Annotated in this window: 20 protein-coding genes; 15 read left to right on the top strand and 5 right to left on the bottom strand. The window is 68.0% G+C overall.

Annotation, left to right across the window (positions count from 1 at the left end; translation table 11 throughout):
• The 5 genes from ACFWPX_RS16415 to ACFWPX_RS16395 are packed head-to-tail and all read right to left on the bottom strand — an operon-like array spanning position 1 to position 5428.
• Positions 1-258, bottom strand: coding sequence for a phosphopantetheine-binding protein (locus ACFWPX_RS16415; RefSeq protein WP_378928069.1), 258 nt, complete (start codon positions 256-258; stop codon positions 1-3).
• Positions 255-1472: a type III PLP-dependent enzyme gene (locus ACFWPX_RS16410; RefSeq protein WP_378928068.1), complete on the bottom strand. Its 1218-nt coding sequence runs from the start codon at positions 1470-1472 to the stop codon at positions 255-257. The genes ACFWPX_RS16415 and ACFWPX_RS16410 overlap by 4 nt, the downstream gene beginning before the upstream one ends.
• Positions 1472-2923, bottom strand: a complete 1452-nt coding sequence (locus ACFWPX_RS16405) for a class I adenylate-forming enzyme family protein (protein ID WP_378928067.1) — start codon at positions 2921-2923, stop codon at positions 1472-1474. The genes ACFWPX_RS16410 and ACFWPX_RS16405 overlap by 1 nt, the downstream gene beginning before the upstream one ends.
• Entirely contained in the window at positions 2916-4370 is a 1455-nt protein-coding gene (locus ACFWPX_RS16400) for an MFS transporter (RefSeq protein ID WP_378928066.1), read from the bottom strand. Before ACFWPX_RS16400 ends, ACFWPX_RS16405 begins: the two co-directional genes overlap by 8 nt.
• Complete coding sequence (locus ACFWPX_RS16395) at positions 4367-5428, bottom strand: ketoacyl-ACP synthase III family protein (RefSeq protein ID WP_378928065.1); 1062 nt, start codon at positions 5426-5428, stop codon at positions 4367-4369. Before ACFWPX_RS16395 ends, ACFWPX_RS16400 begins: the two co-directional genes overlap by 4 nt.
• 222 nt (positions 5429-5650) lie before the next feature.
• Between ACFWPX_RS16395 and ACFWPX_RS16390 the strand changes: the two genes are divergently transcribed.
• The 15 genes from ACFWPX_RS16390 (at position 5651) to ACFWPX_RS16320 (ending at position 23628) form a co-directional block, all read left to right on the top strand.
• On the top strand, positions 5651-6313 hold the full coding sequence (locus ACFWPX_RS16390; protein ID WP_378928064.1) for a hypothetical protein: 663 nt from the start codon (positions 5651-5653) through the stop codon (positions 6311-6313).
• A gap of 96 nt (positions 6314-6409) precedes the next feature.
• On the top strand, positions 6410-7345 hold the full coding sequence (locus ACFWPX_RS16385; protein ID WP_378928063.1) for a PDR/VanB family oxidoreductase: 936 nt from the start codon (positions 6410-6412) through the stop codon (positions 7343-7345).
• Between the two features lie 57 nt (positions 7346-7402).
• Positions 7403-9121 (top strand): fatty acyl-AMP ligase, encoded by a 1719-nt coding sequence (locus ACFWPX_RS16380; RefSeq protein ID WP_378928062.1) that lies wholly within the window; start codon positions 7403-7405, stop codon positions 9119-9121.
• The gene (locus ACFWPX_RS16375) at positions 9118-10854 is read left to right on the top strand and encodes an acyl-CoA dehydrogenase family protein (RefSeq protein ID WP_378928061.1); all 1737 of its coding nucleotides are present in this window, start codon (positions 9118-9120) and stop codon (positions 10852-10854) included. Before ACFWPX_RS16380 ends, ACFWPX_RS16375 begins: the two co-directional genes overlap by 4 nt.
• A complete protein-coding gene (locus ACFWPX_RS16370) occupies positions 10851-12554 on the top strand; it encodes an acyl-CoA dehydrogenase (protein ID WP_378928060.1) in 1704 nt (567 codons plus the stop codon). The genes ACFWPX_RS16375 and ACFWPX_RS16370 overlap by 4 nt, the downstream gene beginning before the upstream one ends.
• On the top strand, positions 12551-12820 hold the full coding sequence (locus tag ACFWPX_RS16365) for an acyl carrier protein (protein WP_378928059.1): 270 nt from the start codon (positions 12551-12553) through the stop codon (positions 12818-12820). Before ACFWPX_RS16370 ends, ACFWPX_RS16365 begins: the two co-directional genes overlap by 4 nt.
• Positions 12817-15801 carry a type I polyketide synthase gene (locus ACFWPX_RS16360; RefSeq protein WP_378928058.1) on the top strand — a complete coding sequence of 995 codons (2985 nt, stop codon included), beginning with the start codon at positions 12817-12819 and terminating at the stop codon, positions 15799-15801. The genes ACFWPX_RS16365 and ACFWPX_RS16360 overlap by 4 nt, the downstream gene beginning before the upstream one ends.
• Positions 15798-16820 (top strand): 3-oxoacyl-ACP synthase III family protein, encoded by a 1023-nt coding sequence (locus ACFWPX_RS16355; RefSeq protein WP_378928057.1) that lies wholly within the window; start codon positions 15798-15800, stop codon positions 16818-16820. Before ACFWPX_RS16360 ends, ACFWPX_RS16355 begins: the two co-directional genes overlap by 4 nt.
• On the top strand, positions 16817-18706 hold the full coding sequence (locus ACFWPX_RS16350) for an HAD-IIIC family phosphatase (protein ID WP_378928056.1): 1890 nt from the start codon (positions 16817-16819) through the stop codon (positions 18704-18706). Before ACFWPX_RS16355 ends, ACFWPX_RS16350 begins: the two co-directional genes overlap by 4 nt.
• The gene (locus ACFWPX_RS16345) at positions 18703-18936 is read left to right on the top strand and encodes an acyl carrier protein (protein WP_378928055.1); all 234 of its coding nucleotides are present in this window, start codon (positions 18703-18705) and stop codon (positions 18934-18936) included. The genes ACFWPX_RS16350 and ACFWPX_RS16345 overlap by 4 nt, the downstream gene beginning before the upstream one ends.
• The gene (locus tag ACFWPX_RS16340; protein ID WP_378928054.1) at positions 18933-19706 is read left to right on the top strand and encodes a 2-oxo acid dehydrogenase subunit E2; all 774 of its coding nucleotides are present in this window, start codon (positions 18933-18935) and stop codon (positions 19704-19706) included. The genes ACFWPX_RS16345 and ACFWPX_RS16340 overlap by 4 nt, the downstream gene beginning before the upstream one ends.
• Positions 19703-20437: a 4'-phosphopantetheinyl transferase family protein gene (locus ACFWPX_RS16335; protein ID WP_378928053.1), complete on the top strand. Its 735-nt coding sequence runs from the start codon at positions 19703-19705 to the stop codon at positions 20435-20437. The genes ACFWPX_RS16340 and ACFWPX_RS16335 overlap by 4 nt, the downstream gene beginning before the upstream one ends.
• Entirely contained in the window at positions 20430-21551 is a 1122-nt protein-coding gene (locus tag ACFWPX_RS16330) for an alpha/beta fold hydrolase (RefSeq protein WP_378928052.1), read from the top strand. Before ACFWPX_RS16335 ends, ACFWPX_RS16330 begins: the two co-directional genes overlap by 8 nt.
• A complete protein-coding gene (locus tag ACFWPX_RS16325) occupies positions 21548-22393 on the top strand; it encodes a thioesterase II family protein (RefSeq protein WP_378928051.1) in 846 nt (281 codons plus the stop codon). Before ACFWPX_RS16330 ends, ACFWPX_RS16325 begins: the two co-directional genes overlap by 4 nt.
• Positions 22393-23628, top strand: coding sequence for an FAD-dependent oxidoreductase (locus ACFWPX_RS16320; protein ID WP_378928050.1), 1236 nt, complete (start codon positions 22393-22395; stop codon positions 23626-23628). Before ACFWPX_RS16325 ends, ACFWPX_RS16320 begins: the two co-directional genes overlap by 1 nt.
• The last annotated feature ends 89 nt before the right edge of the window (positions 23629-23717 follow it).

Here is a 23717-nt window from a genome sequence, read left to right as displayed (position 1 = left end):
CTATTTCTGTCGCAACCCGTCGATGACCTTCCACAGACCGCCGACGGTGTCGCAGGATCCGTCGACCAGGATGAAGTCCGGGATTGCCACCTGGAACTCCTCCTCGAGCGCGATCAGCAGATGGACAAGGGCGAGTGAATCGACTCCCACCGACTTCAACTCCGCTTCGGCATCGAAGGTCATATCGCGGGTTCGCGGGGGCAGGGCGCTACGCAGGTGCTTCTCGAATGCTGGGTCCCACGGGGAATTCTCGGTCATGGCAGATCTCTCCTGGTTGTTTCAAGGACGGATGCGGCGACCACCTGGTCGCCGTTGGTCACGATTTCCGCCGGTGCGGGGCGCGAAAGAAAGCCCATCAGGCTCGCGGAGATTCCGTAGGCGCCGACGTTCGGGATGGTGACGAGGTCGCCGGGCTCGGCGCCGGCCAGATCGGACCGGTGGTTGAGCACGTCGGCGGGTGTGCACAGGGGGCCGACGACGGCAGCCTCACCGGAATCGGAGCCGGCGGAGCCGACGATCGTGGCACTGATCGGTGGGACCCTGCCGATGCCGGACAGCCCGCCCACATGGTGAATTCCGGTGTCGGTGATGACGAATTCGCGGCCACCGCTGGATTTGATCTCGGTGACCTGGGCGATGAGCGTGCCACTGTCGCAGGTGAGATACCGGCCGGACTCGAACGCGACAACGGGAGCGCCGTCACGCCAGCCCGGGAACAACGTATCCAGCGCGTCGGACACCGCTGCCCGCAGATTCGGATAGGTCGGACGGACACCGTCGCGTCCGTAGGGCGCGGCGAACCCGCCGCCGAGGTCGAGCAATTCCACGGAGATGCCGAGGCGGTCCGCGAATGCCCGGGCATGGCTGATGCTGGCGACGATTTCGTTGATGAGCACGGTTTCGTCGACCACGTTGCTCACCGGGAAGAAGTGCAGGCCGACCACGTCGGCGCCGTCGATGTCGAGGTCGGCGGCCGTGAGCGTTGTCGTGGCGATGTCGATGCCGAATTGCGTTGCGGTGCCGGTCATTCGCATCGCGCTGTTGCCATGAGCCGCCGGTCCGTTGACACGCAGCAAGCACCGCGCGACGACATCGGCTTCGGTGGCGGCCTTCGCGACCCGGCGCAGATCATCGAGGGATTCACACGAGAAGGTCAGGACCCCGGCTGCGAGCGCGGTAGCGATCTCCCCCGCGGTCTTGCCCGGTCCGGTGTACAGCGCGTCGGCGACGTCGAAGCCCGCGCGGATCGCCGACGACAGCTCCCCCGTCGAACTGAGCTCGGCGTGGCAGCCACCGCGATGCAGAATCGACCCGATGTGATGGTTCGGATTCGCCTTGAGCGAGAAGTACAGGCGGCACGGCTCCGGGAGTAGCTCGAGGAGGTCGCTGTTCGCGCGCTCGACCAGTTCCTGGCGATGGATGTAGACCGGTGTTCCGTACTCGCTGGTGATCGACTCTAGTGACGGGTTCATCATTCCTTACCTTGGTACTGGCGAATGACGTTGCGCACGTCAATCTTTCCGTTGCTGGTGAGTGGAAGTGCGGAGACCACGACGCAGTCGTCGGGGATCTTCTGCGGTTCGAGGTGACGGGCCATTCCGGCCAGGACCACCGCCGGTTCTACGGTTCCGGTGATCACGACCAGGTACGGGGAATCGGGAGTGGGCGGCACGGTGACGGCTTGGCCGACGCCCGGCACCTGCTCGGCGGCGGCCGCGATCTCGGCGGTACTGGTGCGGACCCCCTTGACCTTGAAGATGTCGTCGCGGCGGCCCTGGATGTAGAGGTATCCGTCGGCGTCGACCCGGCCGTAGTCGCCGGTGCGCAGGAAGCGGCGCCCGTCCTCGGTTGTTCCGAAGACACCGTCGCTCAGGTCCGGCGGACCCCAATAGCCGTCCATCACGTGCGGGCCATAGGCGACGATCTGCCCGACGGTGTCGGCAGGCAGCGGCGCCCCGGATTCGTCGACTATCTCCACACTCGTGCCGGCCAACGGCCGTCCGACCGTGCCCGGACGGGTCAGGCCCGCGTCGGCCTCGGCGATGCTGACCCGTTTGCACTCGGTGATCCCGTACATCGCGATCATCGCGGCGGAAGGGAAGGCGGTACGGAGTTCGCTGATCCGGTGTTCGGCGAGGTCGGCACCGGTACTGGTCACCGAACGCACCGCCGGAGCAGGACCCCGGCGGGCCATCAGCGCCGACAGCATCGTCGCGACCGCCGGGACCAGCGGAAGCACCGTCACCTCGTGGGAGTAGATCGCCTGGAGCATGGCGCCGGGGCTCGAGCCGTCGGCGAGGACGAGCTCGCCGCGGGCCGCGAAGGTGAGCAACACCTGGTACAGGCCGTAGTCGAACGACAACGGCAACAGCATGGCGACACGATCGTCCGCCCGGTACCCGAGCCGTTGCGCGATGCCGGTCATGGCAGCGTCGACTGCCGCGGCCGGGCACCGAACGCCCTTGGGCGCCGCGGTAGATCCGGAGGTGTACATCAGACACACCAGATCCGCGGGGCCATGTCCGGTAACGGGCAGCTCCGGGGTCTCGGTGTCGTCGTCGATGGCGCCGAGGTTCGAGCCGTCGTCTACCACGAGTGCGGCGGAACAGTCGCGAACCACGGTATCGAGCCGGAGGTCGGTGGTGGCGGGGTGGAGCGGGACCGCGGTGGCGCCGAGATGCCACACGCCGAAGAGCAAGGCGATGGTCTCCGGCGTGGTCGCCGCTCGCACGACCACCCGATCACCCTGCCGGACACCGGATTCGGCCAGTGTCCCGGCCGCGCCCACCGCGGCACGCAGCAGTTGCGCGTAGGTGACGGTGCGATCACCGTCTCGGACGGCAGTGGATGTGCCCGCGGCCGAAGCCGCCGCGGCGAGGATCGAGAACGGGCCCCGATCGTGCGTCGTCGGATCGTTATCCATCAGTTCCCTCGTCTCGTGTGATGGGTGTGCGAGGCAGGATGGCCGCGACCGCGCCACACACGGCGAGCACCAGCGCGGCCTCGACGAGATAGGCGTTGCGGGACGCGGCGAGCAGAGCATCGAGTGCGGGCAGGCCTGCGTCGGTCAGCAGCGCACCGGGCGACGGCGCGTCCGGGCCCGCCCGCATCGAGTACGACACGGCCAGCGCGCTGCCGACCAAGGTGACACCGAGCGCGAAGCCGATCTCCTGCACCGCGTCATTGGCGGCAGTGCGGGTGCCGACGCGATCGGCGGGCGCCGTGGAGACGACCAGTTCGGTGGCGGTGGGCATGGCCAGACCGATACCGAGGCCCACGATGGTCATGGCGCCGATCACCAGTGGCACGCTCTGCGTACTCGCGGCCGCGGCAACACAACCCAGCGCCGTCGTGAGCAGGCCGGTGACGACGCCGAGCCGAGGACCCACTGCGCGGGCGAGGACCGGTGCCGTCACCGCGCCGACGATGGTGGCCGCCGTGGTCGGCAGTACCGCCGTGCCCGCGGCCAGAGCGGACAGTCCGTGTCCGGCCTGCAGGAGCTGGGTCAGCACGAACATCGCGCCCGCGACGGCGAGAAAGGCGGCGCCGTTGACCAACTGGCCCGCGATCGAGTCGCGGTCCAGGTCACCGAAGACCTCGCGTCGCCGGTGTTCTTGCGTGAGAACGGCGGCCAGGCAAGCCACCGCCAGCACAGCCACGATCGAAGCGGTCACGGGCACATCGGTCACCACGTTCAGCGCGGGCACCAAGGCGATCATCCCGACCGCGAACAACAGCGCGGTGGCCGGAGACAGCGCATCGCTGCGTTGCGCGGCGAGGGCAGGAATCACGGCGAGAACAGCGAGTGCGCACACCGCGCCGACGACGGCGGTCATAGCGAAGGTGGACTGCCATCCGTGCCAGGCGATCGCGGCACCGCCGCCGACCTGGCCGAGAGCCGTGCCGACCACAGTGATTCCGGTCCAGACGGAGATCGCGGCGGACCGGCGTGCCGCAGGCACGACCTGGATGATCGCGGCCAGCGAGGCCGGTGTCACCAGGGCCGCACCCGCGCCGAGCACGACACGGGCACAGATGACCACGGCCGGTGCGTCGGCGAAGAGCCCGAGAACACCCCCGGCCGCCGTCACGATCAAGCCCGCGACCAGTGTTCGGCGGGCACCCCACCGGCCGGTCAAGAACCCGGCGGGCACCAGCAGCGCCGCGAACACGGTGGAGTAACTCACCACGACGACCCGCATCCCGGTGCTGTCGAGGTCGAGGTCGGCCGCCAGGGCAGGCAGGGCGAGGTTCATCGAGGTGTTGTTGAACATCGCCACCGCGACCGCGACCGCGGCCACCGCGACGGCGGGCCAGTGGGAGCGCTCGACCTGCGCGTCAGGCGCTGTCGAACGCGTCGGCGCTGTCACCGAGCAGGTACGGAGACGGCGGCCGGGCGGCCGATGCTGACAGGCGGCTCATCGGTGCCGAGCCCGGTCCATTCGAGAACCACACAGGTGCAGGTGAATCCGGCTCCGCCGCCCACCAGGAGAATGCGATCGCCTGCCTGCAGCCGGGTGGTCGAGAGGAGATGTGCCAGGCCGACCATCTGATCGCTCGCGCCCATATGGCCGATCGTCTGGGCGAAGCGCCAGTTCGACCGTTCGATGTCGAACGCTGCCAGGCTGCCCAGTTGCCGATCGAACTTCGAGCGCCCCGCGGCCGGGACGATCACGTGCCTGAGGTCCTCCATTGTGGTGCCTGCGTCGGCCAGTACCGCCGAGACGGCATCGGAAATGGCCCCGAGCACGCGCGCCACGGCAGCGCGCAGGCCGCCGGTGGTGGCGAAGTGGTCGAACCTGGACTGCAGAACCAGCTGTTCCGCGGGGGTTTCCAGGGAGAAGTGCGGGCCACGGATCACCGGTTCGGCGTCGTTACTCGCGACCGTGTGTGTCGCGACGATCCGCAACGGTGAGGGGGTCTTGCCGATGATCGCCGCCGCGGCACCGTCGCCGTAGACGATGCCGGTTTCGGTGCTCCAGCGATCGAATCGGTTGCCGGTGAAGCGGTCTGCCGTGGTGACCATGATGTCGCCACCGCCTGCTGTCAGGAGTCGGGCCGCGAGTTCGAGCCCGCTCAGCCCGACGTTGCACTGCTGTTGCAGGTCGAAGGCGTGGGTGCGCGGATGGGCGACCTGGTCGGCGACGAACGATGCGGAAGGCCACATTTCGGCGCCCTGGTACCAGAGACCCCCGTGGAACAGGGTGTCGATGGATTCGGGAGCGGTTCCGGCGGCGTCCAACGCACATCGGCCCGCTGCGACCGCCATCTCGACAGCGACGAGGTCGCGTTCGATACAGATGCTCTCGTATCCGTCGTCGGCACAGGTGTCGGCATCGTAGCGGCCATCGGCCACCGCGTCTGCCGTCGACACGGCATTCGGGAGCCAGGCTCCGATGCCGCGGATATAGGTATCGTCAAACTTCATCAGTGATCACGCTCTTCTGTGAATTCGGAACAGATATCCGGTGAATTCCCGGAGTTTCTCCGAGCGTTCGACAGGCACCCGAATCGGGTACTGCGAATCCGCTTCGAACCATACGGTGCAGCACTCTTTCCACAAACGGGCAATTATTGCCGCGTAAGAATCGGGTTAGTTCACCATCAGCGCGTAATGTGGCGATTAGCCGACCGCTCTAATGTGGCCGATATGAGCTACCGAAATATCCAGAACTCCTACCGGACCGCGACTTCGGCGTGCCTTGCCGTGGCAGGCGTCGCATTGGCGGCGTACCCACTGCTTCGGCCCTACTCGGATGAGAAAACGCTGTCCGGCGCGGCCGCGTTCGCCTCCAACTCGTGGGTGTTCGCCCATCTCCTGGCAGTCCTCGGGTTCGCGCTGATCGCCGGCGCGATGCTCTTCGATGTTGCCTCCCGACCGGCCACCCGCAACGGTCTGCGCGTGGCCGCGGCGGCGACCGGGGTCGTCGCTGTCACCCTGCTGAGCTTGTACTACGGGTTCGAATGCTTCGCGCTCAACGAGATCGGCAAGGCAGCGCTCGAAGCGAACTCGGACCAGGGCATGGCACTGGCCGACCGGATCCGCAACCATCCGGCCGCGCTGACGCTGTTCGGACTCGGCTGGCTCGCCCTGGGTGTGGCCGTCACGCTCTGGGTTGTGGCTCTTCGATCCGGTTGGGCCCCCATCGCTTTCGCGGCCCTGGTGTGGCTCTACCTGCCGCAGTTCTTCCTGCCGTCCGCCGGCCGGATCGGGCACGGCGTCCTGGTGCTGATCGCAGCCTTTGCCACCGCGTGGGTTCTCTACTCCGAATCGGACCGCGAGCAGGAGACCGCCGCAGGCGCCCTGGCCTAATCCAAGCCCTGAACTGCGAGTTTAGGACTGATCTAGGGCCACCTTAGCGCGACCCCTCAGAGTCTGTTGTATCGCACAACAGGCAACGGAGGGCATATGGACAAGCTCGAGGTCATCGCCATCGAGTCGGCAGCCACCGGTGTCGTCCGGGTGGACCTGAGGGCCCCCGACGGTACCCGGCTGCCGGACTGGACCCCGGGTGCGCATATCGCTGTCGAACTCGATGGACGGTCCCGCCAGTACTCGCTGTGCGGTTCTCGCCTTGACTGCGATCAATGGAGTATCGCCGTTCTGCGGGAACCCGAGAGCCGTGGCGGGTCGGCATATATTCACGAGCATCTCACCGTCGGTGAGTTGATCGCCTATAAGGGCCCGGAAAACCGTTTCGAATTCACCGGCGCCGCCCCGCACACGGTATTCATCGCCGGTGGCATAGGCATCACCCCACTCATTCCTATGATGGAACACGCGTGGGAACTCGGCCTTTCGTGGAGTCTTTATTACGGCGGCCGCACCCTCGGGTCGATGGCATTCACCGCCGAATTGTCCGACCGGTATCCCGGCCGCGTAGTAACGCGCCCGCAGGACGCCGAGGGGCTGCTCGACATCGATGCGATCATCGGCGGCCTGGACGATTCCACCGAGATCTACTGCTGCGGGCCGACCGGTCTCATCGACACCGTCGAACAGACCGGCGCGGCGAACGGCATTCAGGTACGCACCGAACGCTTTCACGCTGTCCCCGCCGATGACAAGGCGGACAACGGCTCCTACCTCGTCGAACTGGCCGAGAGTGGTCGCGAGATCACCGTTGCCGAGAATTCGAGCTTGCTCGACGCCCTGCGCGAGCACGGGATAGATATTTCCTCCTCGTGCGAGGAGGGCACCTGCGGCACCTGCGAGGTTCAGGTGCTCGCCGGTGCGATCACCCACCGTGACTGTGTGCTCTCCGAAGATGAGCGTCGATCCGGCGAAACCATGATGGCCTGCGTCTCGCGGTGCGCGGGTCCAGTCCTGCGCCTCGCGCTCTAGCTCTTCCTCACGTAGTCGCCGACCCACCACCGATCCGGTCGTAGAAGGAACAAACGCATGTCGAACGCAACCTATCTGTCGTACTTCCATCAGCGAGTGCAGTCGACCCCCGACAAGCGGGCTCTGGTATTCCTCGACGAAGCGGGCACCGAACTGGTCGAACAGTCGAAGACCTACGCCGAGTTGGACTCCGAGGCCCGCTCGATCGCGGTCGCGGTGTCGGAGGTCATCGAGCCCGGTGATCGCGCCCTGCTGCTGTTCGCCCCTGGTCCGGCGTTCGTCTCGGCGTTCGTCGGTGCGCTCGCGGCCGGCGTGGTCGCGGTCCCGGCGCCCATCCCGGACGGGAAGGAAAAGGGCGTCGACCGGCTCGCCGGCATCGTCGCCGACGCCGACGTACGGGTGGTCTTGACACAATCCGAGCTCGCTCCCCTGGTCACCGCATGGGCGCAGACGGTGCGCCCGGATCTCGTGATCCTCGTGGTCGACGAGGTCGTCGCCGATTCGGACGCCTGGATCGCGCCGACGATCGGCGAGGACTCGATCGCGTTCCTGCAGTACACCTCCGGGTCGACCGGCGACCCGAAGGGCGTGATCGTCACCCACGCCAATCTCGTCGCCAACGAGATCGAGATCCAGGCGGCCCTGCACACCGACCAGGACATCATCATGGCGGGCTGGCTGCCGCAGTTCCATGACATGGGGCTGATCGGGATGATCCTGCATCCGCTGTTCCTCGGCGGCACCACGGTTTTCATGTCGCCGGTGACCTTCATCAAGCGGCCGGTCCGGTGGATCCAGGTGCTCGATCGCTACCGTGCCACGATCAGCGTGGCACCGAACTTCGCGTTCGACTTCGTCGCCCGCCGGGTGGACGACGACGCGATCACCGATATCGATCTGAGCTGTGTGCGGTCGGTGCTCAACGGGTCCGAGCCGATCCAGGCCGAGTCCATCGACAAGTTCCTGGCCAAGCTGGGGCCCCGCGGGCTGCGACGATCCGCGGTGATGCCGGTCTACGGGATGGCCGAGGCCACGCTGTTCATCACCGGCACGCCGGTGGACAACGAACCGGTCATCTTCGATGTGGACGCGGAAGCGTTCGCGGGCAACGTGTTGCGTCCCCCGGCGCAGGGATCCGGCGCTCAGGTCAGGACGCTGGTCGGCAGTGGCAGGCCGATCACGTTGCAGGTCGCCATCGTCGACCCGGACACCTTCGGAGAAGCCGAACCCGGCGCGGTCGGCGAGATCTGGGTGCACGGCGCGAGTGTCGCCGCAGGCTACTGGAACATGCCGGAGAAGAGCGCGGAGAGCTTCGCGGCCGAGATCGTCGGGCGCGAGGGCGAAAAGTGGCTGCGCACAGGAGATCTCGGGGCGATGGTGGAGGGCAACCTCTATGTCACCGGCCGGATCAAAGACACCATCATCGTCAACGGCCGCAACCTGTACGCCCACGATATCGAGCGGGCGGCACGCACCGTCTCCCCCGCCGTCGCGGCCGGTGTCGGCGCGGCGTTCACGGTCGGTCAGCCCGAACGACTCGTGCTGGTGCACGAGATCCGCCCCGAACTGCTCGCCGACACCGCGCATGCCGAGGTGATCTCCCTGATCCGCGATGTGGTCCGGGCCGAATTCAGCACCCCCATCGCCGAAGTCGTGCTCGTGAGCAAGGGTTCGGTCGCCAGGACCACAAGCGGCAAGATCCGCCGGGTGCAGATGCGTGGCCTGTACGAAGCCGGCCGGATCACCGCACTGACCGAACAGGTGAGCGTGTCATGACAGCGCCGACGACTCGCGACGATCTGCTCGACGACCTCGGAGTGGACGACATCCTCGGTGCCGGTGCGGAACTCGACAACCCGGCGGGACACAGTGCGTTGAACACCGCCGACCGGATCGATGAATTCCCCACCGGCGCGGTGGCGCTGCTCGACGACAACCGCGTGTTCGAGTACTACGTTCCCGTCGAATACGGTGGCAAGCTCGACGATTACGCCGCGACCATGAACATCATTCGCACGGTCGCGGGCCGCAGTGTCACCCTCGCTGTGGCACACGGCAAGACCTTCCTCGGCGCGGTGACCGTGTGGGTCGGTGCCGACCAGGCGTTGGCACAGCGGGTCGCCGACGTGATCCTGGCCGGGACGGCCGTGAGCTGGGGCCTCACCGAACGCGGACACGGCAGCGACCTGCTGTCCGGGGATATGCGCCTGACCCGCGACGAACAGGACAACCTCGTTCTCGACGGCGAGAAGTGGCTGATCAACAACGCCACCCGGGGTGGCGCGCTGACACTGCTGGTGCGCAGCAAGCCAGAGGGCGGTCCGCGCGGATTCGACCTGGTGTTCTTCGACAAGTCGCGCCACGACACCCACCGGCCGGTACCCAAGGAACTCACCCATGGGATCCGCGGCGCCGACATCAGCGGAATCCGGATCGACTCCGCGATCGTCGACGAGGCCGATCTGGTGGGCCGTACTGGCACCGGACTCGAAACCGTGCTCCGCGGACTGCAATTGACGCGCACGCTGTGCTGTGCGCTGTCGCTGGGCGCGGCGGACAGTGCGCTCGAGGCGGCGATGGAGTTCGCGCGCACCCGAAACCTCTACGGCCGCAAGCTCATCGAGCTGCCCGACGCATGCCGGATTCTCGGCGAGGCACTGGCCGACCAGTTCTTGAACGAGGCGTTCGCCTTCGTGGTCGCCCGATCCATCCACGAGCTCCCCGCCGAACTGTCGGTCCATTGCGCGGCCGCGAAGTTCCTCGTCCCGACCCGCACCGAAGCCATGATCCGACGGCTGCGTGGGCTGGTCGGTGCCCGATCCGTCCTCGACGGCGACGACCGAGTGCTCGGCCGGATCGAACGCGATCACCGCATCGTCTCGCTCTTCGACGGCAATACGGTGGTCAACCTGTCGTCGATGATCAGCCAGTTCTCGCTGGTATCAGGGAAGGGCGCGCTGCCCGCCGACACGATGGCAGCGACCTGCCGTATGGACCGGGACCCGGAGCCGGTGGAGTACGCGCGGCTCAGCTTGCTGGCCAAGCGCGGGTCGAGCGCACTGCGGTCGCTGGCGGCCCTCGCGGAAGCGACCGCACAGGACCACGGGACACCCGACCCGTTGCGGGCGCTCATCGCCGAGACGAGCCGGATCACCGACGACGAAACGGCAAGGGCGGCCGGACAACCGCTCAACGCCGCCGACACCCCGAACTCGTCGTTCGTCGTGGCCGAACGTCTGTCGCTGTGCCTCGGTGCGGCCTGTGCCATCCACTTCTGGTACGCCAACCGCGACGACCACGCCGGACACCCGCTCTGGCACGACGGACTGTGGCTCGAAGCCGTACTCGGCCGGGTGCTCGGCGCGCTGCGCGGTGACACCGGCGAGTTCGACAGTACCCATGGGTCGACCGATCGACTGCTCGCCGCGGCGCTGGAACTGTTTGGCGCGCAACGAATCAGCGTGCTCGGCGACGCCGGACATCGCGCGACGAAGGCAGGAACACAGTGACCTCGACACTCCCCATCACCGCCTGCGGCGAGTCGATCGAGTCGGCGCTCGGCGACCCCTTCGACGCGGCAGGCCCGCTGCCCGCCGACGCCGTTCTCGCGGCCGACGAAGCAGGCCGCCTCGCCGACGGTGCCGAGGACCTTCTCGACACCGCCCGACTCAACGCCGCCTTCGTCCCCGCTGAACTCGGTGGCACGCTGCGCTCGGTACCGGAACTGATCGGCGCCCTGCGTCCGGTGTTCGCCCGCGACGCCTCGCTGGGCCTCGGCTACGGCGTGACCACGCTGATGGCCGGGCTCAATGTCTGGACCGCGGGCGACGCCGCCCAGCAGGCCGCACTCGCGAACACCATCCTCGACGGCGGCAAAGTATCGGTCGCCTACCACGAACTCGACCACGGCAACGACTTCTCGTCCAACGAGATGCGGGCGGTCGAATCCGAGGGCGGCTACCTACTCGACGGCCGCAAGGAAGTCATCAACAACGCCGAACGGGCCAGTGCGGCAGTGGTTTTCGCGCGGACCGACGACAAGCCGGGACGGTCGCATTCGCTGTTCCTCGTCGACCTCGCCGACGCGGCGCACACCGTCCGCCGACTCCCCAGGTTCTCAACGACCGCGTTGCGCGGAGTCACCCTGAGTGGTTTCGACTTCGACCGGCATCCTGTCCGCGCCGCGGATCTGGTCGGGGCGCGCGGCACCGGCGCCGAGATCGCGCTGCGATCGTTCCAGGTGAGCCGAACAGTGATGGCGAGCGCCGGGATCGGCCCGGTGGACATGGCCTTGCACATCGCGTCCTCGTTCGCCGCACAGCGCGTCCTGCGCGGCCGGACGGTGGATTCACTGCAGCACGCCCGCACCAATATCGCGCTGGCACACGCTCTTTTGCTCGCCACCGATGCCATGGTCGGCTCTGTCGCACGTCGCATCCACAGCAACCCCGACGCGGTGGCCACCCACAGTGCGGCCGCTAAATACCTTGCCCCGCAACTGCTGGAACAGGCCATGGAGTACCTCGCAGTGGTGCTCGGCGCACGGTTCTACCTGCGCTCCGGCCCGTCCGGGCTGTTCGGGAAGCACTTCCGGGATGTCGGCCCGATCGGCATCGGGCACGCGGGCGGCACCTCCTGTCTGCTGACCGTCCTGCCACACCTGCCCCGCCTGACTCGCGATGCCGATACCGGTACCTCGGCGGAGCTCCTGTTCACTCCGACCACCGCCGGCGCGGGAATCCCGTTCGACCGGTTGCGGATCGGAGTCCCGGTCGGTGATCCCTATCTGGCGGGATTGCCGTCCGCGCTCGCGGCGCTCGACGACGCCGGATCCGGCGGTGGTGGCAGCGTGGCCACCACCGCCCGGACGCTGCCCGCCTTCGGCGACGCGGCACGTGGTCTGGCGCGGACCGAACTCGGGATCGACGCAGGGCCGCGCCCGATGGCCGTGGCCGCCCGCTACTGCGAACTGCTCGGGATCGCCGCGGCCACCGGTCACCACCTGGTCCACCCCGGCCCGTTCACCGCCGCGTGGGCTCGGCTGGCCGTCGCGGCGATCGAAGCCCGGCGCACCGGCCTGCGACCCGACGTCGACATCGCCGACGTAGACATCGTTTTCGACGAACTCACAGATCGCACCCGAACGGGGCGAAGCCACTGCCTCGACGCCGCACCGGTACTCCGCTCGATACCCCAGGAGAAGCAATGACCGACCTCAGCCCGGTAACGACCGAAGCCGACATCGCCGACTGGCTGGCGACGAAGGTAGCGGGATACCTCGACACGACCGCCGAGGCGATCGACCACGACCGTTCGCTCGCCGAGTACGGGCTCGACTCCGTCTACGCCATCACCCTGTGCGGCGAAATCGAGGACACCCTCGGCATCGCCGTCGAACCGACACTGGCCTGGGACTACCCCACCGTCAGCGCGATGGCCGAGTTCCTGGCCGCCGAAACCGGGCCACAGCAATGACTTCCGCACCGATGAAGACCGCGCAGTCGACGGTGGACGTGGTGGGCATCGACTGCCGCTTCCCCGCCGCCGACTCGCCGGAGGACTTCTGGGATCTGCTGGTGCGCGGCGAACACGGTGTCAGCGCAGTGCCACCGCAGCGGTGGTCGATCGACGATTTCTACGACCCCGACGGCGGACCGGGACGGGCCAACACCCGGTTCGCCGGTTTCATCGACGATCCCGAAACGTTCGACTGCGAGTTCTTCGGCATCGCGCCCGTCGAGGCGAAGGCGATGGACATCCAGCAGCGGATGGTGCTGCACACGGTGTGGCGGGCGCTGGAGAACGCCGGCCTCGATCCACGCTCGGTGCGCGGCAGTGACACCGGCGTGTTCGTCGGCGTCATGTCCAGCGACTGGGGCACCCTGCATCTGGCCGACTACGCGGGCATGTCGGCCCAGCGTGGCGTCGGCAACGGCTTCTGCATGATCGCCAACCGGGTGTCCTACCAGCTGGATCTGCGCGGCCCGAGCCTCGCGGTGGACACCGCCTGTTCGTCGTCGCTGGTCGCGGTCCACATGGCGGCCAGCGCCCTGCGGAACCGCGAATGCGATACCGCCGTCGTGGTCGGCGTGAACCTCATGCTCACCCCGGCGCTGTCGGTGTTCTACACCCAAGCCGGGTTGTCCGCCACCGACGGGCGCTGCCGCCCGTTCAGCGGCAACGGCGGCGGCATCGGCCGCGGCGAAGGCGTCGGCGCGGTGGTGCTGCGCCGCAGCGAAGACCGTCCTGACGACGCGCCCGAACCGTATGCCCTGATCGCCGGTTCCGCCGTCGGCCAGGACGGCCGGAGCAACGGCTTGACCGCTCCGACCCGCTGGGGTCAGGAAAGGGTGATGACCAGGGCTCTCGCTGCCGCGAACCGCACGGCGGAGGACCTGGACTTCATCGAAGGACATGGCACCGGGACCACCCTCGGCGACATGGTGGAGGTCAGGGCGCTGCGCGGCATCGTCGCCGGTGAACCCACCCGCACCCGGATCCTGGGTTCGGTCAAGGGCAATATCGGGCACTGCGAGGGCGCCGCGGGCATCGCGGGGTTCATCAAAGCCTGTCTGGCACTGGACAAACGCATCGTGCCGCCGACCTTGTTCGCCGACGAGGAGAATCCGCAGCTGGATCTCGCGTCCCACGGGCTGCGCCTGGCCGTCGGCGCCGAACGGCTCGGTCGCGGCCAGTTGTACGCGGGCGTCAGCAGTTTCGGTTTGGGCGGGACGAACGCGCACGTGGTGCTCGCCTCACCGGAACGGACGCGCCGCCCCAAGGGCAAAGGCACACTCGGTGTGCTAACGGTGACGGCCAACAACGGTGATGCGCTGGCCCGCAACCTGGCCGCCGTCTCCGCGGGCATCGAAGCCAATGACTGGCTGCGGCAATGCTATTCGAGTAACCACGTCAAGTCCGGGCTCGGTGTCCGCATCGCGATCCCCGCGACCGGTGCGAGCGCTCTGCTGGAAACCCTGGCGCAGGCGGACCGGCGGGCCGCGGCGGCTACGAAAACGCCGCGCGGGGCGCGGATCGTCTTCGCGTTCACCGGACAGGGCGCCCAGTACCGGCGGATGTGCGTCGATCTGATGCACCGTCTCCCGGCCTTCGGCACCCACCTCCAGGATGTGGACTCCGCACTAGCGGAGATCACGGGTTCGTCGATCATCGCTGCGATCGAGTCCGGTACCGACGCGCAGGGGCGCTCGCTCGACGACACCGCGGTCAGCCAGCCCGCGCTGTTCGCCGTCCAGATCGCGCTCGTACGAACCTTCGCCGACTTCGGAGTACGCCCGGCCGCCGTGATCGGGCACAGTGTCGGCGAATTCGCCGCCGCGGTCTGCGCGGGGCGGATGGCATTCACCGAGGCGGCTCGACTGGTGTCCGCGCGTGGTGAGGCGATGCAGGCCGTGGCCCGCGGGGGCGCCATGCTCGCCGCGGACTGCGGGTACGACACCGCGCTCGCTCTCGCCGAGAGCATCGACGGTGCCGGCATCGCCGCGGTCAACGGGCCTTCGTCGGTCGTCTTCGCCGGCGCCGCGGACGCCGTCGATACCATCGCCGAGAAGCTGCGTGCCGATGGTGTCCGGGTCAAGGCACTCACCGTGTCGCACGCCTTCCACTCGGCGCTGATGGCGCCGGCGCGGGCCGCGGTACGGGATGCCGCGGCCCAGGTCACCGCGGGTGCCGACGATGCGGTACGGCTCCCGATGGCCTCCACCGTGACCGGCGCACTGCTGGAACCGGGTGACCTGACACCCGAGTACTGGGCTCGCCAGGTGACCGAACCGGTCCTGTTCGACCGGGCGGCGCGCGCCCTGGCCGATCTCCGGCCGACCCATGTGGTCGAAATCGGCCCGCGCGGTGTGCTGTCGGGCATCCTGCGGGCCTCGGCCGCGCTGCCGGACAGCACGATTCTCACCCCGATCCCCGGCGAGAAGTCCGACGGCCTGGAGTTCGCGGCGACGCTGGCTTCGCTGTGGGAATCGGGCGTGGACATCGGCTGGAGTGCCCTGTACGACCGCGGCGATCACCGGATCCGGCGTCTGCCTGGCTACGTGTTCAGCGATGGCGAGCGCTTCCTCGTATCGGCGGCCAGTGCCGGCCTCACCGCGCCGGTGCGAGCCGTCGCCGGACAGCACCCCGGTCGGCCGGCGAAAACGGTGGCGAGCACCACTGATCCGGCGCAGACGGACCCGTCGAGCGTGCACAGCGCGGTGACCGCCGTCCTCGGCGACATCGGCGACTACCGTCCGGCCGATCTGCGGCCGGACCAGGATCTTCGCGACGACCTCGGCTTCGACTCGATCACGATCATGCAATTCGCGGATCGGATCGCCCCTCGTCTCGGCTTGGCAGCGGCGCCCGGACCTGAGCAATTGCACAGCGACATCAGGACGGTGGGGGAACTGGTGGAACTGGTGACCACGCTGATGAAGGAGAACCAACGATGAGCGCCCATGCCAATATCCTCGGCACCGGGACCGCACTGCCCGGTCCCGCGATCGACAACGTCACGCTGTCACAGCGATTCGGCGCCAACGCGCAATGGATCGACCTGTTCGTCGGCACGAAAACCCGGCACTTCGCCGTCGACATCGAGACCGGAGCACGCACCTCGACGCTGAGCGCGCTGGCCGCCTCCGCCGCCTCCGCGGCGATGGCCGACGCCGACGTCGACGCGGGCGAAATCGACTTCATCGTGCTCGGCACCGCCACCCCGGACCATCTCATGCCCACCTCGGTGAACCTGGTCGCCGACGCGCTGGGGATCGACCAGGTCCCGACCTATCAGCTGCAGTCCGGCTGCGCCGGTGCGATCGCCGCGCTGGACGTGGCGATGTCGCGGCTGTCCCCGGAGTCGCCGACCGGCCTGGTGATCGGTGCCGATGTCTGCGTCAAACATCTGCGCCTCGACCGCGACGCCAACAGCAAGATGTCACCCGCCGAACTGGTGAACTACGTGCTGTTCGGCGACGGCGCGGGTGCGGTGGTGGTGTCCTACGACGACGCCGGTGCGCGGATGCGGCTCTCGCACGTGATCAACCGGTTCACCGGTCGCGGTCGCGCCCCCGGTCAGCAGATCGAATGGTTCGGCATCGCCGACCGTGACAGCGACATGATGGCTCTGAACGAGGACTACAAAGCCATCGAGGCCCTGGTTCCCGACATGGCGGCCGAGGTGGTCGCCGAACTGCTCAGGACGACCGGCTGGGACCGCGACAGCATCGATTACCTGATGCCGCCCCAACTTTCGGGCCGGATGACCGACAAGATCGTGCGGCAACTGAACGTCGCGTCCGCGAAGGACATCTCCGTCGTCGCGTCGACCGGTAACAACGGCAATGCGCTGCCCTTCCTGCAACTCGACGAGCTGGCCGGCCTCATCGGCCCCGGTGAACGTGCCGTCCTGGCGGCCATCGAGTCGAGCAAATGGATCAAGGGCGGCTTCGTCGTGGAGGGTCTGTCGTGAGCACGAACCTGCTCGAGCACGCCAGAGGGCTGCGGCGATCCGGTCGGCTGGAAGCGCGGCTGGACGAGATCATCGCGGGACTGCCCGACCAAGACGACGACACCGTGTGCCGGATCGGCCAACTGCTGGTCACCGCCGACGCCGGTGCCGTGGCCGAGAACCATCCCGCGCTGCCGACCGCCACTGTCAGCGTCATCGGCAGTTCGACGCTCGCCCCGATCCGCGCGCCGCTGGCGGGCATGCTCGGGTTCCGCGGATTCGTGCCGACGATCCACGTCGGTGACTACGCCCAGTACATGGCCGAGCTGCTCACCGGCGTCGACGGCGAAGCCGAGGCCGATGCCATCGTCTGTGTCCTGGACGGTCAGGAAGTGTTCCGCCGCCTCCCCGCAGTGTGGACACCGGAGCAGGTCGCCGACGCCTGGGCGGCCGTACTCGACGAACTCGTCGTCGCGGTGAGCGGTCTTCGTGAGCGCAGCACCTGCCCGGTGCTGCTCACCACCGTCGAGTTGCCACCGCGCCGGATGGCCGAGATCGTCGACATGACCTCGCGTACCCAGCTGTCGCTGGTATGGCGGGAAGCCAACAGCAAGCTGCTGCGCGTGTCGCAGGAGCTGCCAGGGGTGTACGTGATCGACTCCGCGCCGATCGTCGCCCAGGCAGGCTCGCTCGCTGACGAACGGCTGGCCGCCTACGCCCAGATCCGTTTCTCCGAAAACTATTTCACCGAACTCGGTCGCGAGATCGCGGCGATCGTCGCCGCCTTGCGTGGTCGGACCAGCAAATGCCTGGTCGTCGACCTGGACGGGACGATGTGGGGCGAGGTGCTCAGCGAGGTCGGTCCGACCGGTGTGGTGTCCGGCGAAGGCCCGGTAGGCGAGTGCTTCTCGGCGATGCAGGGTGTTGTCCGCCATCTGGCGGCGCAGGGCGTACTCCTCGCCATCAGCAGCAAGAACGACGACGAGCTGGTGCGAACCACGTTGCGGGACAACGCGAACGTCGATCTCGCTGAGGACGACTTCGTCGCGATCGCTGCCAACTGGGAACCCAAACCGAACAATATCGAGGCCATCGCGCAGGGCCTGAACATCGGCCTCGATTCGCTGGTCTTCGTCGATGACAGTATCTCCGAACGGGGTTCAGTGCGTACCGCGCTGCCGTCGGTGCGGGTGGTCGCGGTCGACCACAAGGAGCCGGCGCTGCACGCGCACGCGGTGCTGCGGGCCGGCTACTTCCGGTCACTGCACGTGACCGCCGACGACCTCGAGCGCGCCGAGCGGTACCGGGCCGAAACCCAGCGGCTGGAATTCCAGCGGTCGGCCGGGTCGATCACCGACTATCTGGTGGGGCTGGCGACTCGGATCGACATCACCGAGCCCACTGATGCCGAGGTGGCCCGAATTTCGCAGATCACCCTGCGTACCAACCAGTTCAACACCACCACCGTGCGCCGGGACCCGGGTGTGGTTGCCGCACTGCGTGACTCGGCCGACTCCGCGGTGTTCGGTGTTCGTTGCACCGACCGGTACGGCGACCACGGGCTGATCGGCGCGGCGTTCGTCGACATCACCTCGGACGCTTGGCATATCGACAACTTCGCGATGTCGTGCCGTGTGCTCGGCCGCAACGTCGAAGACGCCGTGATCGCGTGGATCTGCCGACGAGCCAAGGACGCGGGAGCATCCGCGGTCACCGGCACGTTCCTCCGCTCACCGAAGAACGCCAAAGCCGCCGACCTGTTCGCCGGCCTCGGTTTCAGCACCGTCTCGCAGTCGGCACAGGACGCGAGCTACCGGCTCGAGCTCGGCGACCCGCCGCAGCTGCCCCCGCATATCGAGGTCGCCGACCACCACGCCCTGATCGTTGAAGGAGTACCAACGCCGTGACCGAATCGGAATTCGTCGAACTCATCGTGAACGAAACCGGACTGCTCTATGTCGCCGAAGATCTGGACACACCGTTCGACAGCCTGAACGAGTGGGACTCGGTCTATCTGATGAAGCTGCTCACCGGGATCGAATCGATCACCGGGAACACCCTCGAGATGAGCGAACTGATCGAGGTCACTTCTCTCGGTGACCTGTACCGGGCCGTCGCCGCGCAGGCCGCGTCATGACCGACACGCAGGTCACCCCGCTGGCGCGGGAGCGGCGCCACACGTTGGCCTTCCTGGCCAATGCCCGGACCGCGGGCGCGGTCTACCTCGATACCGAGGTAGACGCAACCGCGCTGACCGAGCACCAGCGCCAGGCGGAGCGCAAGATCTCCGTCGTCACCTACGTGATGTCAGCGCTCGCCCGCACCCTCACCGAGTATCCGCAGGCGAACGCGACCATCGGCGGGCTGTGGGAATCCGAGGTGACTTTGCACCGCACCGTCGATGTCAAACTGGCGCTGGACAAGACGATCAACGACGTGCGCTGTGCCGCGTCGGCGGTGGTGCCCGACGTCGCCGCGATGTCGCTGGATCAGATCCAGGACCAGGTCGAGCGGCTGCGTGACACGGCTGCCGAGGAGCTCGACGAACTGGCGGGCATCCGCACCCTGCACCGGTTGCCGCTGTCGGTGGCCCGGGTGGTCTTCGCGGCTGTCACCCGTAAGTCGGGCGGACCGGCGCGAATGGGCACCGTCGCACTCAGTTCGCTGGGACACGCCGAGGTCGCACGGTTCTTCTCCTACGGCGGGACCACCGTCACGATCGGGCTCGGCCGGATCACGCGCAAACCCGTCGCAGTCACCGTGGACGGGACGGAACAGATCGTCGTTCGCCCGACCCTGCCGCTCAGCCTGACCTTCGATCACCGGGTCATCGACGGCGCACTCGCCGCCGATGTGCTGTCCGCGCTGGCCAGGCACCTGCGCGAACCCGACAGCGAGCAGCCATGACCCGCGGGGCCCGCTGGACCGAGGTCGGCACCCGCTGGGATCTGGGCGCCGACAGCCGGATCCGGCTGGCCACCATCACCGACTGGCTGCCCTTGACCACACCGCCGGAAACGCAGCTACGCGCGGTACTCGGGACCGCGTTCGACCGCTGGAACGCGATGACCTGTGCGTTCGCGCGGGGCCGGATGTTCGCCTCACGCGCCCTGCTGCGGGCAGTCGTCGCCGACCGTCTGGGCTGCGATGCCGGCGAGATCGACATCCACACCGAACCCGGTCGGCCGCCACAGGCACGGTGGGGCACAGCGCCCGCGCCCGTCGCCATCAGCCTGTCGCATACCGGTGACACCCTGGCAGTCGCAGTGGCGGACAGCGGCGCGCACGACGATGGCATCGGCGTCGACATCGAGGCGAGCGACCGGCCGATCTACACCCCCACCTTTGTCACCGCCGTCGCCCATCCGGATGAACTGGCGCAGCTGGCCGACCTCGACCCGGATGAGCGCAACGACGCGCTGGTCGCGCTGTGGACGATGAAGGAATCCGTGCTGAAGGCCCGCGGCACCGGACTGACCGTTGTGCCGCGGCGGATCTGCGTCGGCCTGCCCACCCGCGACACCGCCTCGACCACCCGGGATGTCGCGGCGCCGGACGGGCACCGCACCCGAATCGGGACCACCACACACCACGGTCTGCGGATCAGCGCGGCACACCACTGGAGGAAGCATGCATAGCCTGGCCGAACGCGTCGATCTGGTACGGCTGCATGCCGCGGCCCAGGGACTGCCGAGTCAGCGAGCCGAGCAGATCCTGGCGACGATCGACACCCTCGACGACGGCCCGGCGGGCTGGTCCACGGTGTGGCTCGCGGCCGGTCGACGCGAATACGACCAGCAGCGCTACCGCGACGCGGTGCCGTATCTGAACCTTGCCCGGTTCCCGTTCGTCGCGACCCCTGACGCCGCCACCGCACACGAACTGTGCGTCGACGCGTTCGGGAGCTGGGCCGCTTCCGCCGGTGTGCGCCGGGTGCTCCTGCCGGTCGCGGGCAGCGAGGTGCCGGTGTGGCTCGCCGAACGGAGCCAGGCACCGTGGGGCAACGCCGGCGATGTGCTGGTGGTGTGCGGCGGGATCGTCAGCATCAAGGAGCAGTGGTCGCGGTTCGTCGAGCTCGGCCGCCGATTCGGCATGACGGTGGTGCTCACCGAACTTCCCGGTGTCGGCGAGCACCCCCTCGCGTACCGGGACAGTTCCGGTCAGGACCTGAGCGAGCTGTTCGACGAACTCGCCGCGGTGACCCCGGTGCATCGAATCTTCGCCTCTGCCATGAGCTTCGGTGGCACCGTGGCGCTGCGGGCAGCGGCACAGGACCCGCGAATCGAGCGGATCTTCTCGGTCGGGCCGCCGATGCGGCACCTGTTCACCGACAGCGACTGGTGGCAGCAGCTCCCGGAGACCACCAAAGACGCACTGGCGAAGACGACCGGCATCGCGGTGGACCGGCTGCCCGGCGAACTCGGCCGGTTCGCCGTGACACCGGGCGAGCTCGCCCGGATCACCGCCCGCGTCACCGCCGTCGCCAGCCGACGCGACGAGATCGTGCCACCCGAGGACGTGACACTGCTCGTCACCGAGCTCCGGCGCGCGAGCGTCTTCGCGTTCGACGACGTACACGGATCGCCGAACCATATGCCCGACATCGCGCTGACCCTGGCCGGTGAGCTCGCCGACTTCGCCGGCGTCCCTGTCGGCTTGAAACATCTTCCGCCGCTGATCCGGCGGGCCAGGGGCCGTGCCACCGCCGTCACCGCCCGCACTCCCTTCGTCGATGCTCGGAGCACCGCATGACCGATCAGACCGAAGCCGTACTCACCCGGCGCGCACCCACTCGGGTCGAACCCACGCGGGTCGACCAGCGCGGACAGCAGCCCACCAGCACACCGCTGAAGATGCTGTGTTTCCACTACGCGGGCGGTGCCCCCACCGCGTTCCGGCCTTGGCGCGACCAGGTACCGGACGGGGTCGAACTGACCGCGGTGGAACTCCCGTCGAGCAAACCGATCGGCGGACGCCGGGTCCACGAGACCATCGAATCCGTCGTCGACTACGTCGCCGACCGGTATGCCGACCGCATGACCGGTGACTACGTCCTCGTCGGCCACAGCATGGGTGCGCTGCTTGCCTACCTGGTCGCGCGCCACCAGATCGAACAAGGTCTCGAACCGCCGACCGGTCTGGTCGTCGCGGCCTTCTCCGCACCACAGCTCGATCCCCTCTCCATCGGCGTCGACACCCTCGACGACGCGGCCTTCGCCGCGGCCCTCGCCCGGTTCGGCGGCGTACCCGATGCGCTGCTGCGTCGGCCGGAATGGCTCGCACCGCTGTTGCCGACCGTGCGCGACGACCTGCGCATGTGCGAACGGTTCCGGTTCGTCGCGCCGGCGGACGAGTTCACGGTGCCGACCCACGTCATCGGCGCCACCGAGGACCGCCTCGTCGCTCCCGATCGGGTCGACGCGTGGCGCGACATCGGCACCGACGTCACGCTGTCGTTCCTCGACGCGGACCACTTCTTCTCCGGCGGTGCCGCACACACCCTCCGCGACACCGTGATCGACAAAGCCATCGAATTCTGGGGTCGCCGCGGTAGCGACCGCGCACCCCACACTCTCCGTCGAAAGGCCAGTTAATGACCACGTACACCACCGATATCGCGATCATCGGGGCCGGCCCCGGCGGTTTGTCGGCGGCGGTCGCGCTCAGCCGGGCCGGGCTGTCGGTGACGGTCGTCGAGAAGACTCTGACCACCGAGCGTTCCTTCCGCGGTGAGTCCCTGTCGCCGGATGCCGTCGCCCTGCTCGACGGCCTCGGCGTGCTCGACGACATCACCGCGTCGGGCGCCCTGGTGACCAGGAAGCTGGAGATCTCCGAAGGCGGGCACCTGCTGATGTCGGCGGACTTCGCCGATTTCGACTACCCGCAGCCGTATCCGCGCGAGGTGCCGCAGCCGACGCTGCTCAACGCGCTGGAGAAGGCCGCAGCGGAGTCGGACGGTTTCCGGATGCTGCGCGGTGCGAACGTGACCGACCTGATCGTCGACGACGGCCGCGTGCTCGGCCTGACGTTCACCGATGCCGACGGCGACCACGAAGTGCGTGCCGCGTTGGTCGTCGGCGCGGACGGCCGGTATTCCAAGACCGTCGCCATGTCGGAGCTGGACTACGAACGGATCCAGCTCGACCGGGACGTGGTGTGGATGCGCACCCCGCTGCCCGAACAGTGGGACACCGAGACCTATCGGATCAGGATGCGCGGCGCCGACCACGGCCTGTTCATTCCCACCTACCCCGATATGGTGCGGGTCGGCTTCAACATTCCCAAGGGCAGCCTCGGCGAGCTGCGCAAGAGCGGCATCGCCACTCTGCACGAGCGGATCTCGGATCTGGCGCCGGAGCTGTCGGACCTGGTCCGCGAGCACGTCACCCGGTTCACCGACACCTCGACCCTCGATATCTTCACGTCCCGGATGCCGCGCTGGTCGCGCCCGGGTCTGGTGTTCATCGGCGATGCGGCGCACACCCTGTCACCGGTGCTCGGCCAGGGCGTGAACCACGCGCTGATCGACGGTGTGGTGCTCGCCGAACTCGTGTCGACCGCGTTCGGCGCCACGGAAGGCCGGGACGCCCGGCTCGATACCGCGGTGTTGGAGTTCCAGGGCGTGCGGGAGCCCGATGTCGCGGCGTCGCGCGGTCTGCAGTTGCGTCAGGAGTGGCTGTTCTCGATCGGGCACCCGGTCGGGGTCGCCGCGCGCAGTTCGCTGTACCGGGCGCTGAACATCGTCAAACCGTTGCGGGTGCGGATCCTGTCCAACGCCTACTTCCGGTTGCAGCGTCAGCGCGGCGACCTCCGCAACGCGAAGGCATAGCTCACCTACTGAAGACGACACTGCCCCTTTTGGCTCTCGAAACCCTCAGGGGGAGTGTCGGGTTGGGGGTCGGTGTGGGGGTGGGGGCG

The organism is Nocardia sp. NPDC058518, from assembly GCF_042719655.1.
Taxonomy (GTDB): domain Bacteria; phylum Actinomycetota; class Actinomycetes; order Mycobacteriales; family Mycobacteriaceae; genus Nocardia.
Note: the sequence above shows the minus strand (reverse complement) of the source record. Positions and strands in the feature narration are given on the sequence as shown.